The organism is Chitinophaga sancti (assembly GCF_034087045.1).
GTDB lineage: Bacteria > Bacteroidota > Bacteroidia > Chitinophagales > Chitinophagaceae > Chitinophaga > Chitinophaga sancti_B.
Genome location: NZ_CP139247.1, coordinates 2,251,402 through 2,264,375, shown reverse-complemented (window position 1 = coordinate 2,264,375; position 12,974 = coordinate 2,251,402). Strand labels below are relative to the sequence as shown.

General features: G+C 44.2%; 12 protein-coding genes and 1 other RNA gene. 7 read left to right on the top strand and 6 right to left on the bottom strand.

Going from position 1 to position 12,974, the window contains the following annotated elements; all coding sequences use genetic code 11:
- Nucleotides 1-15: 15 nt before the first annotated feature.
- Complete coding sequence (locus SIO70_RS09585) at nucleotides 16-747, top strand: RDD family protein (protein ID WP_320580658.1); 732 nt, start codon at nucleotides 16-18, stop codon at nucleotides 745-747.
- A gap of 3 nt (nucleotides 748-750) precedes the next feature.
- On the opposite strand, the gene SIO70_RS09580 is transcribed toward SIO70_RS09585, so the two are convergent.
- Together SIO70_RS09580 and SIO70_RS09575 are read right to left on the bottom strand one after the other, a co-directional pair.
- On the bottom strand, nucleotides 751-1,236 hold the full coding sequence (locus SIO70_RS09580; RefSeq protein ID WP_320580657.1) for an RDD family protein: 486 nt from the start codon (nucleotides 1,234-1,236) through the stop codon (nucleotides 751-753).
- 81 nt (nucleotides 1,237-1,317) lie between these two features.
- Complete coding sequence (locus tag SIO70_RS09575; RefSeq protein ID WP_320580656.1) at nucleotides 1,318-1,770, bottom strand: DUF5684 domain-containing protein; 453 nt, start codon at nucleotides 1,768-1,770, stop codon at nucleotides 1,318-1,320.
- Nucleotides 1,771-2,060: 290 nt separating this feature from the next.
- Between SIO70_RS09575 and ffs the strand changes: the two genes are divergently transcribed.
- The 3 genes from ffs (at nucleotide 2,061) to SIO70_RS09560 (ending at nucleotide 4,575) form a co-directional block, all read left to right on the top strand.
- Nucleotides 2,061-2,160: signal recognition particle sRNA small type (ffs, locus tag SIO70_RS09570), an RNA gene on the top strand.
- Nucleotides 2,161-2,405: 245 nt separating this feature from the next.
- On the top strand, nucleotides 2,406-3,056 hold the full coding sequence (fsa, locus tag SIO70_RS09565) for a fructose-6-phosphate aldolase (RefSeq protein WP_183285389.1): 651 nt from the start codon (nucleotides 2,406-2,408) through the stop codon (nucleotides 3,054-3,056).
- Between the two features lie 199 nt (nucleotides 3,057-3,255).
- A complete protein-coding gene (locus tag SIO70_RS09560; protein ID WP_320580655.1) occupies nucleotides 3,256-4,575 on the top strand; it encodes an NAD(P)/FAD-dependent oxidoreductase in 1,320 nt (439 codons plus the stop codon).
- Between the two features lie 71 nt (nucleotides 4,576-4,646).
- Here the strand turns inward: SIO70_RS09560 and SIO70_RS09555 are convergent, their stop codons facing one another.
- The gene (locus tag SIO70_RS09555) at nucleotides 4,647-5,933 is read right to left on the bottom strand and encodes a DUF5103 domain-containing protein (RefSeq protein ID WP_320580653.1); all 1,287 of its coding nucleotides are present in this window, start codon (nucleotides 5,931-5,933) and stop codon (nucleotides 4,647-4,649) included.
- Nucleotides 5,934-6,027: 94 nt separating this feature from the next.
- Between SIO70_RS09555 and SIO70_RS09550 the strand changes: the two genes are divergently transcribed.
- Nucleotides 6,028-7,260, top strand: coding sequence for an ABC transporter permease (locus SIO70_RS09550; protein WP_320580652.1), 1,233 nt, complete (start codon nucleotides 6,028-6,030; stop codon nucleotides 7,258-7,260).
- Here the strand turns inward: SIO70_RS09550 and SIO70_RS09545 are convergent.
- A complete protein-coding gene (locus SIO70_RS09545) occupies nucleotides 7,253-7,984 on the bottom strand; it encodes an RNA methyltransferase (protein WP_320580651.1) in 732 nt (243 codons plus the stop codon). The genes SIO70_RS09550 and SIO70_RS09545 overlap by 8 nt on opposite strands.
- A 106-nt stretch (nucleotides 7,985-8,090) precedes the next feature.
- Here SIO70_RS09545 and SIO70_RS09540 point away from each other — a divergent pair, with 106 nt between their 5' ends.
- Nucleotides 8,091-10,502, top strand: a complete 2,412-nt coding sequence (locus SIO70_RS09540) for a BamA/TamA family outer membrane protein (protein ID WP_320582061.1) — start codon at nucleotides 8,091-8,093, stop codon at nucleotides 10,500-10,502.
- A 73-nt stretch (nucleotides 10,503-10,575) separates the two neighbouring features.
- Here SIO70_RS09540 and truB read toward each other — a convergent pair whose 3' ends face one another.
- Nucleotides 10,576-11,262 (bottom strand): tRNA pseudouridine(55) synthase TruB, encoded by a 687-nt coding sequence (gene truB, locus SIO70_RS09535; protein ID WP_320580650.1) that lies wholly within the window; start codon nucleotides 11,260-11,262, stop codon nucleotides 10,576-10,578.
- 43 nt (nucleotides 11,263-11,305) lie between these two features.
- On the opposite strand from truB, the gene SIO70_RS09530 reads away from it, so the two are divergent.
- The gene (locus tag SIO70_RS09530) at nucleotides 11,306-12,103 is read left to right on the top strand and encodes a class I SAM-dependent methyltransferase (protein WP_320580649.1); all 798 of its coding nucleotides are present in this window, start codon (nucleotides 11,306-11,308) and stop codon (nucleotides 12,101-12,103) included.
- 124 nt (nucleotides 12,104-12,227) lie between these two features.
- On the opposite strand, the gene SIO70_RS09525 is transcribed toward SIO70_RS09530, so the two are convergent.
- Nucleotides 12,228-12,968, bottom strand: a complete 741-nt coding sequence (locus tag SIO70_RS09525; RefSeq protein WP_320582060.1) for a shikimate dehydrogenase — start codon at nucleotides 12,966-12,968, stop codon at nucleotides 12,228-12,230.
- Between the last annotated feature and the right edge of the window lie 6 nt (nucleotides 12,969-12,974).

The window sequence follows — 12,974 nt, the reverse complement described above, 5'->3', positions numbered from 1 at the left end:
TTAGTAAATTTGTACATGGCTAATGTAAAAATACCTACATCCTTCAATATAGAGCTGGAATTTGAAACTGCCAACATTATGATGCGGTTTCTGGCATGGTTTATTGACGTTCTCATCCGGTTGGCATTTATCATTGCTATCTATGTAACGTTTAACAGGATGCACCTGTCCGGCAATACTGAAACAGTGATGTACATTCTCTTTTGTTTGCTCCCGGTGTCGCTCTATTATCTTTTGTTTGAGATTACGATGAACGGACAATCTCCCGGAAAAATGATGTTAGGCCTGAAGGTCAGGAGTCTGAATGGAGGTAAGCCAAGTATCAGCCAGCACCTGATCCGCTGGATGTTCCGTATGATCGAAACACCCTGGGGATTCCTGTTCCTGAATGGTGCTATTCCTATTATCTCCATGGTTCGTTCCCGTTATGACCAGCGACTGGGCGATGTGGTAGCCGGTACAATAGTAGTGAATACAAAGAACAAAACCAGTATACAGGATACCATTTACCGGGATATGTCTTCGCTCAACTACGAGCCTCACTTTCCACAGATCCTTCGCTTGTCTGACAGAGATATGAATAAGATCAAGGTATTGATGGACCAGGCTATCAAGTCTGGTAATCAGGACCTGATAGCCAGGGTATCAGCGAGAGTAAAAGAAGTGTTGGTGATCGAAACAGAGATGGATCATTACCAGTTCCTGGAGACCGTGCTGAATGATTACAACTACTATACAACCCGGTAAAAATTACATTGTCACTAAGTCAGCTTTTTTAACAACGGTCGTTGCAGTCCAGCTGTCATGCCATGGAGTGCCGAAGCCTGAAAACATCTCAAACGGAACGATGCGGGCATAAGCTCTGCCGAATACGTTTCCCCATGAAAGTGGCTGACCGTCCAGGCGGATAGCAACAGTACCTGTAATCAATTTCCCAATTGTTCGTCCCTTTAAAAGCCCTTCCTGCAAAACAAAGTAAAGCGGCCAGACCGTATAAGCGAATACATAACTCAGAAATTTGAACAACCCTCTATTTTCAATAATCCAATAACTAAAGTTGGGAACTGTCAGCCCCAGTACAATGCCCAAACAAAATGCAGTGGCTAACAGGAAAACCATCGACAACAACCAGTCAATTATCAGATTAACAAATCTGATGCCCATGTCTACTGAGTCGGGGATCGTCACTTCATTATCGAATTCCTTTAAAATGTCCTCTCCTTGATATGTGTTCATAAGTCATAGCAATTAAAAAAACTGCCGGTCCTGTGAGCAACCGGCAGCAGATCAATATGGCAGAAAAACAACAAAAAACTGTTACAGTGCTGGCTTTCCAATGCTGCCGATCTGGCTGTCCAGATCTTCTGTAGGAATACCATTGGGCCCTACATATTGGATGGTCTTGTCGAATGCAATGATCGCGTAGAAGACAGGTGCCAGGAACATGAGGCCAAGACCAAACATAGTGTCTTTGCCAAAACTTCTGGCCATGGCCATAGAACCATTAATCCATACGATGAAAGCACCTACGATAACAGCAGGCGTGAAAATCAGGAAAACCCATGTCCATGGTTTACCGATGATACGGAGATATACAATAAAACTATAAATAGGAACAAATATCGCCCAACCAGGCTGACCTGCTTTTTCAAATACTTTCCAATAAACAATGATTGAAAAAACAGAAAGCGCCAACATAAAAATGAAGTATCCTATTCCAAATATGGCAAAGATGCTGCTAATGCCGCCGCCGTCGTAAGTTGTTTCCATGAGGTTAGTTAATTTTTAGGTGAAAGGTTAATTTTAAACAAAATAAATATTCTTTTTTAAATCTATATAATGTGGTGTGTATTTTTTTAAAAAAATACCTGATAGGGATACTCATTAAAAAAATTAAAGAAATAAAATGCTGATTAGTTGGCCTCAAACATATAACTACGTCGACAATTATCGTCCCGAACCCCGATTTTATATTCTTCAAAATACTGCATTTTTTAAGATTTTCATAGAATCTTTTAAAATATGTTTGGAAGTTAATGCAATTGTTCTACATTTGCAGCCGGCAAGGCTTATACGACCAGCTCCTGCTGAACTCCCCCAGGACAGGAATGTAGCAAGGGTAGGCGGTTGTAGCGGTGCGATGTAAGTACCTTGCCTTTTTTTATCTTTTTTATTCCAGGTCATCAGGCGCTCGTCAATAGCTGATTGTCACTATTCTCTTCATACGAATGGCCTGTGTGGTATGACCCAGTAATCTTCAGCTTTTTATTTATTGATTTCAAATTTAAGATTCATCTTAACAGTATGGGTCTATATTTGCAATACGTTATGCTTGACAATATGTGAATTGTTGCATAACTTACTTCGTTGAATTCATTACAAAATCATACTAAATACATTTCACCATGAAATTCTTCATAGATACAGCAAATCTGGCACAGATTAAAGAAGCACACGACCTGGGCGTGCTCGACGGCGTAACCACCAACCCTTCCCTGATGGCGAAAGAAGGTATCAAAGGTGAAGCAAATATCCTGAAACATTACGCTGACATCTGCGAACTCGTAGACGGTCCTATCAGCGCAGAAGTACTTTCTACCGATTTCAAATCAATGGTCGAAGAAGGTAAGAAACTGGCGGCTATTCACCCCAACATCGTGGTGAAAGTTCCAATGATCAAGGATGGTGTAAAAGCACTGAAATACTTCACTGACAATGGTATAAGAACAAACTGTACATTGGTATTCTCTGCAGGTCAGGCTATCCTGGCTGCTAAAGCCGGTGCTACTTTCGTATCTCCATTCATCGGTCGTATCGATGATTCCGCATGGGACGGCGTAGAACTGATCGCTCAGATCGCTCAGATTTACAGCATCCAGGGGTTCAAAACTGAAATCCTTGCAGCTAGTATCCGCAACGCACTCCACATTGTAAAATGTGCTGAAGCTGGTGCTGATATCTGTACCTGCCCACTCGATTCAATCCTGGGTCTGCTGAAACACCCGCTGACTGACATCGGCCTGGCTAAGTTCCTGGAAGACGCCAAGAAAATGTAGCAGATACTTTTTTAGATGGTATATACTCCCCGGTGTAGCAATGCATCGGGGATTTTTTTGCATATAACTTTCATTTTTTTCTGAAAGTTTTATAACTTTGATATGCATTTATAAACTCCGGCGTTTAAAAACATAGTGCCATATCTAATTGGCACAGATTTCTTCTACTATATTTCATTGATCGCTAAATGATGTTTTTATGATTCAGCCGAATGTTCCAGATTTAGGTTTACCCCGTGTTGTTATTGTTGGAGGAGGTTTTGGAGGTATTAATCTGGCTAAACAATTGAAAGAAGCTCCAGTTCAGGTGGTCCTGCTTGACAGGAACAACTATCACCTATTCCAGCCTTTACTATACCAGGTATCAACTGCCGGCCTCGAAACGGATAGCATTGCTTTCCCCCTTCGCGGCATCTTCAAAAACCAGAAAAACTTCTACTTCCGTATGGCGGAAGTAACAGGTGTACGCCCTGCCGACAATATACTGGAAACCGGTATCGGCGAACTGCACTACGATTACCTGATCTTCGCCACCGGTAGCACCACCAATTTCTTTGGCAACAAAGCGATTGAACAACATGCTATTGGTATGAAATCTCTCATCGAAGCCGTACAGATCCGTAACTACGTGATCAAACAATTCGAAGAAAGCCTGCTGCTTTCCGACCCTGCAGAAATTCAGTCGAAACTGAACTTCGTTATGGTGGGTGGAGGCCCTACTGGCGTGGAACTGGCTGGTGCATTTGCAGAATTACGCAAGTACATTATGCCAAAGGATTACCCAGAACTGCCGGTATCCCTCATGAAGATCTACCTGGTGGAAGGTAGCCCACGGGTATTGAATGGCTTTAGTGAGCAATCTTCCCAGAAAGCGTTGGACGGCTTACACAAACTGGGTGTGAATGTCATCCTCAATACATTTGTAAAAGAGTATGATGGGGAAACCCTTACCCTTAGCAATGGAGAAAAACTGCAAAGTAAATCTCTGCTGTGGGCGGCAGGTGTAAAAGGCGTACCTGTAACCGGTATTCCTACAGATATTATCGCTCCCGCCGGACGCATCATTGTGGATGAATTCAACGTGGTAAAAGGATATGAAAATATCTATGCCGTAGGCGATATCGCACAGATGGTGAATGATCCGGAACGCTTTCCTAAAGGCTATCCAATGGTAGCACAGGTAGCGATTCAGCAAGGAGTGAATGTGGCGCACAATATCAGGTATATTGCCAAGGGACAAAAATCTGCTATCAAGCCATTTAAGTATAAAGACCTCGGCAGCATGGCGACCATTGGTCGTAATAAAGCGATTGCTGAGTTTTTTGGTATGAAGATCAGTGGGTACTTTGCATGGATCGTGTGGATGCTGGTGCACCTGATGAGCTTATTGGGATTCAGGAACAAGCTGGTGGTGTTTACAAACTGGTTTTATAGATATTTTACTTATGACAGAGGTACGAGAATTATTATAAAGAGGGGTGCGGCGAATATTGTGAAATTAAGACAAACCGTGCAGTAAATTTAATAAGCTGGCCGCCGGCCATGGCTCAAACAAAAAACGCTTTCGTCTATGGCGAAAGCGTTTTTGCTTTATCTATTCAATCTCGAATTCAACGTCACCGTACTCACCAACTCATCATACCTCCCTCCCAGGTCTCTATAATACAACAGAATAGTATAATTATTCTCCGTCTCCCACCAATCTCCTTCTGTCTCTGTCGTACTCGGCCTCGCATCCGGATCCCTCGTATCCAGCAACGCATATTCATAATTATAAAATCCCTGCTTCAAAAACATCGTTCCCTCATAAGCCCTCGTCTGCGGGTTATATACCATCTTACTCGCATCATTGTACTCATAATTTGTCAACTCACCTATCAGGTACAGATCAAACCCCGCATACGGCTCCGGCGCAGCATAAGTAAAATGTACCGTTCCATAATCCGCTTCATAAAACGGATCATAATTATCAATCGTCGCTAAAAAGTACATACCGTTATAATCCTTCACGTAAGAATACATCGTATTCCCCCTTGGATAATCCGGCATCACATACACATCCGTACCATCGGGGTGATAATCTGACTTCTTCACACGTTCCGTCTGCAACCGGAAACTCCTCAGATCAATCCATCTCCACTCCTTCCCTGCCGGAAACTGACAATCCATCTCCGCATTATACTCAATCGTATTTCCCTTTATAAACATCGGCTTGGGATTCAGTATTGGAATATCCCACCTGTAGTTCTGCAAGATCACCACCTTTAGCTGATCAAAAGGATTCACCACATTCAACCCACCTGTACTCACCGTAAAATTCACCTTCTGATTCGTCTTGAACACCTTTGGCGATACCGGTTGCTGTATTACACCACTCAATCCTCCTTTATTACTCACCACCAGCAATCGCTTTGTAAATGCCAGCTGCGACGTATCGCTATCCAGGTATACCTTCAGCAGGTAATTGCCCGCCTTTGTAGGCGTGCAATTCGCATTCGGCAACGACAGTTCATAATGTGTATATCGGACCAGCGCTATACTGGAAAATTTATAATTCGTAATCCTGTTCTCAGAAAATCCTCTCAGGTATTCCAGCTGATTTATATTGGCAGGGGTCCAGTCTGCATTACACAACTGTAATGTATAATAGTAGTTCTTGACATCCGCATCCAGATCATCAAATGTAAGATCCACGGCATCCCCACTCAGTGAAATAAGGGGGAAAGCTGTCTGATCGCCGGACTGATTCAGTTTTACAGACCTGATATTATTATAGTAAATGTGACCAGGTCCATAGATGTTATCCTGCGCTACTGCCGGGAAAAAGTAAAACAGCAGCCCAATTACAGGTATACAGAAGTAGGGCTTTATCATCATAACTTATCTATATAGGAATGTTAAGGTACGACCTTTTCCCCGGCTAGCGGCAAAACCCTCTTTTACCCATCAGAAAATTTGATACATTTGTCTCATGCGTTTATCGTTCTTCGTTGCCAGAAGGATCGCCTTCAACCGGTCCGGCTCTTTTTCCAGGTTCATCATCAACATTGCCGTGGTAGCCACCGCTATCAGCGTAGCTGTTATGATTCTGGCAATCGCGTTGGTAAACGGTTTTCAGCAGGTCATTCAGCAAAAGATCTTCAGCTTTTGGGGGCATATGCATATTAACAATTACCAGGCTAACGCTGGTCCCCTCACAGAACAGATCCCCTTCGAAGCAGATACTAACATTGTCAGCTACCTGAAAAAAATAAATGGTATCAACACCGTGAATCTTTACGCCACTAAATCTGCCATCATCAAGGCGGAGAAAGATCTTTCCGGTGTAATTTTCAAAGGCGTAGACCGTAATTATAACTGGTCGCACATTCAGCATTTTATGCAGTCTGGCAATGTCATTCACTTCAATGACACCAGCTATGCACCGGAAATTATCATTTCCAGCACTATGGCCAAAGAGTTGCAACTGAAAGTCAACGACCCCCTGATCATTTATTTTATACAAGGCGCAGGTCTTACCCCAAGGGCCAGAAAGCTCAAGGTAACGGGCATCTATAAAACAGCTGTGGAAGAATATGACAAAACTTACGTAATTGGTGACCTGGAGCTGATCCGCAAACTGAATAACTGGCCGGTGGGCAGCATTGGCGGGTATGAAATATTCATTGATGATTACCGTAAAATGACGGAAATAGGGGAAGAATCGTTAAATGGTATTCCGGATAAACTGGCTCTCCGCACTATCAAAGACATCTATCCAAATATCTTTGACTGGCTGGAACTGCAGGATAAAAATGAGATCATCATCCTCGTCATTATGGCCATCGTGGCAGTTATCAACATGATCACCGCCATCCTGATCCTCATTCTCGAACGTACGAATATGATAGGCATACTAAAAGCACTCGGTATGCGTAACGGCAACATTCAGCGTATTTTCATCTACCAGGCGGGTTATATAGTGCTGGCCGGATTGATCATAGGTGATATACTGGGTGTAGGTCTCGCGATGTTACAAAAGACGATCGGCTTTTTGAAGCTGGACGAAGAAAGTTATTACATGTCTGCAGCCGCGATAGACCTGCATTGGTATCATGTAGTCCTCATCAACCTGGGTACTTTCCTGATTTGCCTGCTCATCCTCACTATACCGTCTTTGGTTACACGAAAGATCACACCAGTAAAAGCATTACAGTTTAAATAAGCAATCGCCCACAGATAATTCCCGCTGCCACACCGGCATTCAGGGATTCAGCGCCACCCAGTCTGGGAATGGTGAGCTTGTATGTAGCAGCTTCGATCACGGCATCACTCAATCCTTTTGACTCATTGCCGATAAGGATGATGCCTTCCGCGATTTTGGAGAAAGAAGTAATATCCGTTCCGTGCAGGGTGGCGGCATAAGAAGGCACTTCTGCTTTTTCCAGTAAGGGTAAGAGATCCGTTTCAGTGATGTTCACCCTGGCAATACTACCCATGGTAGCCTGGATCGTCTTGGGGTTATATACATCTACACAATCCGGTGTGCAGATCAGTTGTTTGATGCCGAACCAGTCAGCTATACGTATCAGGGTACCCATATTCCCGGGGTCCTGGATCGTGTCTAATGCGAGTGACACCTGGCCTTTCAGCATCAAAGGCGCTGCTTTCGGAATATCTATCAGTGCCAGGGCCTGATTGGGAGTAGTCAGGGCAGATAATTGTTTTAATACATGTGCTTCTACTTCGATGAAAGGTACGCGTCCTTTCAATAGCTGTTCATGCCCACTGAGCCACTCTTTGGTAGCATACACTTCTCTCACCGTCATTCCTCCGGATACCAGCTCGGGAACAATCTTATCACCTTCAGCAATGAACTGGCCAGATTTTTGACGGTATTTTTTATGCTGTAATGATTGAATATACTTAATTTGCGCCTTTGACAACATAGGGCCAAACCTACATGAATTCTTTTAATCGGCAAAGCCACACAGGTAATGGTTCTATGTACGTCATGGAATTCTTGCTATAAACAATAAACATTGTATTGACTTGATGCAGCGGCCACCCTTTCAGAATCTTCTTGTTTCAACGATAACCATACTGGTGCTGGCCGCCTGTTCCAATACTAAATACCTGCAAAGCAACCAGCAACTATACATTCAGAGCAATGTGAACGTAAAAGGAGATGCCACATCCGCCGAAAAACAGGATATCCGCGCCTCCCTCACTTCCAAACAGCTCATGATGCAGCAGTCCAATACCTCATTCATCGGCACCCGCATGAAAGTGTGGCTCTACAACCAGAAAAATAAAGAGAAAAAATCTAACTGGTTCTGGAACCTGATGCTCTCAAAGCGTAACCTGGAAGAACCTGTAGTCTACGATTCCATGAAAACCAAAGAATCGGTAAAAAGAATGGTGAGCTACCTGAATAACCAGGGCTACTTCTATGCTACCGTAGACTATAAGGAAACTACCAGGCGCCAGAAGACAAGCGTAACTTATCTGGTAAATACCGGCAAGAACTTCGTGATCAACAGTATCCGCTACGAAGTACCCGATACCAACATCCTGAAAGTGGTACAGCAAACCGAAAAACTCTCCCTTATCAAAACCGGCATGTCGTACAAACAGGAACTACTGGGCAGTGAAAGGGAAAGATTGATGCGGGTAGTGCGCAATGCCGGTTACTATAAATTTGACAGGGATGCTATCGAATTTGAAATCGATACGCTGCACAAAACCCTCTTCCGCAACCTCATGAACCCTTTTGAAGGGATCATCAACGTATACAACGAAAAGAAAGGACAGGATAACCCAAAAATGGATATCACTGTCAAAATCAGGCACCCGGACGACACCAGTACCCGCTACCAGCAATATCACCTGGATAGTGTATACGTTTATCCTGATTATCCCAGCTATGGCAATACCAACGATACATTATTCAAGCGCCTGGAACTGAATGACCTCGTCATCCGCTACCGTCAGAAGATGTTCAAACCCACTGTGATTCAGCGCTCCATCAGCCTGCACACTGGCGAGCTATATTCCCAGCAAAAGACCAACGACGCCATCAGCCACCTCTATGACCTGGGTGCATGGCAGTTCGTGACCCTTCAGTTCAGGGAGAGCAAAACGCAACCAAATACACTGGAGACCTACCTCTTCCTGGCGCCTAAGCGTAAACAGGAGCTGGGGGCCAACTTTGAGGTCAGTACATCGTCCGACTACCTGCTGGGTAGCGGTGTCAGCCTGAACTACAAACACCTGAACGTAGGTCGCTCAGCCACCCAGCTCAATGTTAGTCTGAATGGCGGTATTGAACTGATCCGTAACCAGGGTAATTGGGTATTGCAGTCACAGGAGATTGGTGGACAGGTGAGTCTGATCTTTCCACGCTTTATCACGCCTTTCCATATCGCCTCTGCCCGTACAGGTGTAAAAACCCGCCTCACAACGGGTATAGACTACCTGACCCGTACCGATAAGTTTTATATTTCCAATATCAACGCATCCTTTGGTTATGAGTGGAAAGAGTCTGCTTATAAAACATGGAATGTAAAACCGATCTCATTAAACTATGTAGGCGTAAACCTGAACCCAACGTTCAAGGCAACGACCGTGGCGAATAACCCTTATCTGAAACGCAGTTTTGAACCGGCTTTTATAGGTGGGGAAAACCTTACTTACATCTATAGCAACAATGACCTGATGCATAAACTGCATAATTCCTACTTCAGGGCCAATATCGAAGAATCCGGTGCATGGCTGAATGGAATCAATAGCCTGATGAGCGCTGCATTTGGTACTACCAATGACCTGGAATCGCTCACCAACATGGATATTGCGAACTTCATAAAGATGGAAGCCGATTACCGTCATTACTGGAACCTGACACCGCATACTACACTGGCAACACGTATTTACGGTGGTGTAGGTATTCCTTATGGTAAGTCGACTGTAATGCCTTATATCCGCCAGTTTACAGCGGGTGGCCCGAATAGTTTACGTGCCTGGAGGCTGCGTACCTTAGGTCCTGGTACATTTAAAGATACATCAGCCACAGCGGCTACCTTCCCTGATCAGACAGGTGATATGAAGCTGGAAGGGAATATTGAATATCGTTTTGACTTATTGCGTCTTTTCAATGGAAGTGTGAACCTGAAGGGTGCGACTTTCGTGGATATGGGTAATATCTGGATGCTGAAGAAAGATACTTCCCGCGCAGGCTCAGAATTCAGACTGAACAAACTCTACCACGACCTCGCAATTGGTACCGGTGCTGGTTTAAGACTTGACTTTTCATTCTTCCTGATCCGTCTGGATTGGGGTATACCTCTAAAGGCGCCTTATTTTACAGGGAACAAGGATGGCTGGTTCCTGAGCGAATGGGATCTGGGTAGTGGAAGCTGGCGTAGAAATAATATTATATGGAACGTGGCGATTGGCTATCCGTTCTAAAACGAATATTAAAAGCTGGCCGCAGGCCCGCTCAAACAAAAACGCTTTCGCCATGGGCGAAAGCGTTTTTGTTTTATAAATTTTCGCTTTTAACTTTCTCAATAAAATCTTCCATTCCATACGCATCTTCCAGCTTAAACTCCCCTATCCTCGTTCTGCACAAACTACTCATATATCCACCTACACCCAGTGCCGCACCAAAGTCATTTGCCAATGAACGGATATAAGTACCCGTACTACATTCCACCCTGAAATGCACTACTGGCAATTCTATTGAAGTAATTTCAAATGTCTTGATAAACACCTTTCTCGGCTCCACTTTTACTTCCACACCTTTACGTGCCAGCTCATAGATAGGCTTACCATTCTGCTTGATAGCAGAGTGAATAGGTGGCAGCTGCTGCAATTCGCCAATGAATTGTGTTGTTGCAGCCTGAATTATTTCCGGTGTCAAACCATCCAGCGGTTTAAAATCTGTCGGCTCCGATTCCAGGTCATAAGTAGGCGTTACAGCTCCGAGCGTAAACGTACCCGTATATTCTTTTTCCTGTGCCTGCACCTCATTGATCTTCTTTGTCATTTTTCCTGTACAGCAAATCAGCAACCCGGTAGCAAGCGGATCCAGCGTACCGGCATGACCAGTTTTTGCCTTCGTCGTGTTCCTGATTTTCCTCACCACATCAAAAGAAGTCCAGGTCAATGGCTTGTTGATCAGTATCACCTGTCCTTCTTCGTATTTATTTTTTGCTTGTTGGTTCATGCCGCAAAGATATTTTACTATTTTCACACAATTTTCAAAACATATGTCGTTAATACAACACGGTAATGCAGACGTTAGGTATCAGCAGCAAGTTGATAACTCCGTACACTACGTCCTGCCATTCATAGAAACTGCGATGGCCATCACGCCGGATATCCGGATCATGGAGATCGGCTGTGGAGAAGGCGGCGTATTAATTCCTTTCCTGGAAAGAGGATGTCATTGTGTGGGTGTAGACCTCTCAGACGACAAGATTGCCCTGGGTCATCAATACCTGAAGCAATATGTAGATGCAGGTCAAATGCAACTGATCAACAAGAATATTTATGACGTTGATTTTTTGGGAGAGTTCAAAAACTCATTCGACCTCATCATTCTCAAAGATGCCATTGAGCACATTCCGGATCAGTCAAAGATCATCGGGTATCTGAAAAACCTGCTCACCCCACAGGGACAGGTATATTTTGGCTTTCCACCCTGGTACATGCCACATGGCGGTCACCAGCAGACCTGCCAGAACAAGGTGCTGAATATGATGCCTTATATTCACCTGCTGCCCAACTTCCTGTACAAAGGATTGCTACGTGCATTTGGTGAGCCACAGGGTATCATCGACGAACTGATGGAAATTAAGGATACAGGGATCTCTATCGAAAGATTTGAGAAGATTGTGAAGCAACAGGGATACCAGATCACTAAGAAGCAGTTTTACCTGATCAACCCGATTTACAAATACAAGTTCGGGCTCAAGCCCAGGAAACAATTTGGGCCTGTTGCGGCAGTACCTTTTGTGCGCAATTTCTTCACGACCTGCGTATACTACAACATTAAGGTTGCATAAATAGCGCCAATCAGGCGCTATTATGTTATCCAAATGAAAAGAGGATGTATCAAAGCAGATACATCCTCTTTTTCTGAAAATGGTTTTCATCCCCGTTGGTGAATAACCTCTTTCATGAATGTTTTTATACTATTTCATTCCAGATTTCCCAACTCGCCTCTGCCTGTAAGATCAGCATCTCATGTCCATTCTTGATTGTCGCTCCCCGATCGGCGCCTTTTTGTAAGAAGGCGGTGATAGCAGGATTGTAAATCAGATCGTACAACAGATGTTGCTCGTTCATCAGCTCATAAGGCAATGCCGGCGCTGCATCTACATGTGGGTACATGCCCAGCGGCGTTGTATTGATGATCAGGGTATGTGTCGCGATCACATCGGCAGTAATATCACTATAAGTGATATTTTGAGGACCTGCCTGTCTGCTTACTAACTGATAAGGGATGTTCAGCGCTTCCAGTACGTACTGTACGGCTTTGGCAGCGCCACCGGTACCCAATACCAGTGCTTTGTTGTGATGTGGTTGCAGCAACGGTTCCAGGGAACGCCTGAAGCCGATGGCATCGGTATTATGCCCGATCCTGCGGCCATTCATAAAACGGATACAATTCACCGCTTTCATTTTGGCTGCAGCAGGACTCAGTTCATCCAGGTAAGGGATTACTGCTTCCTTGTAAGGAATGGTGACATTTAACCCCTGTAGTTCCTCACCGAATTGTGCCATTAATGGCGTCAGGTCAGTAATAGCCGGCAGTGAAAAGCTGTCATACACGCATCCCTGGATGCCTTCTCTGGCAAACTTCTCCGCAAAGAAACCTTTGGAAAAAGAATGGCTTAGTGGGTATCCTATCAGACCATATACCTTCATCACTAA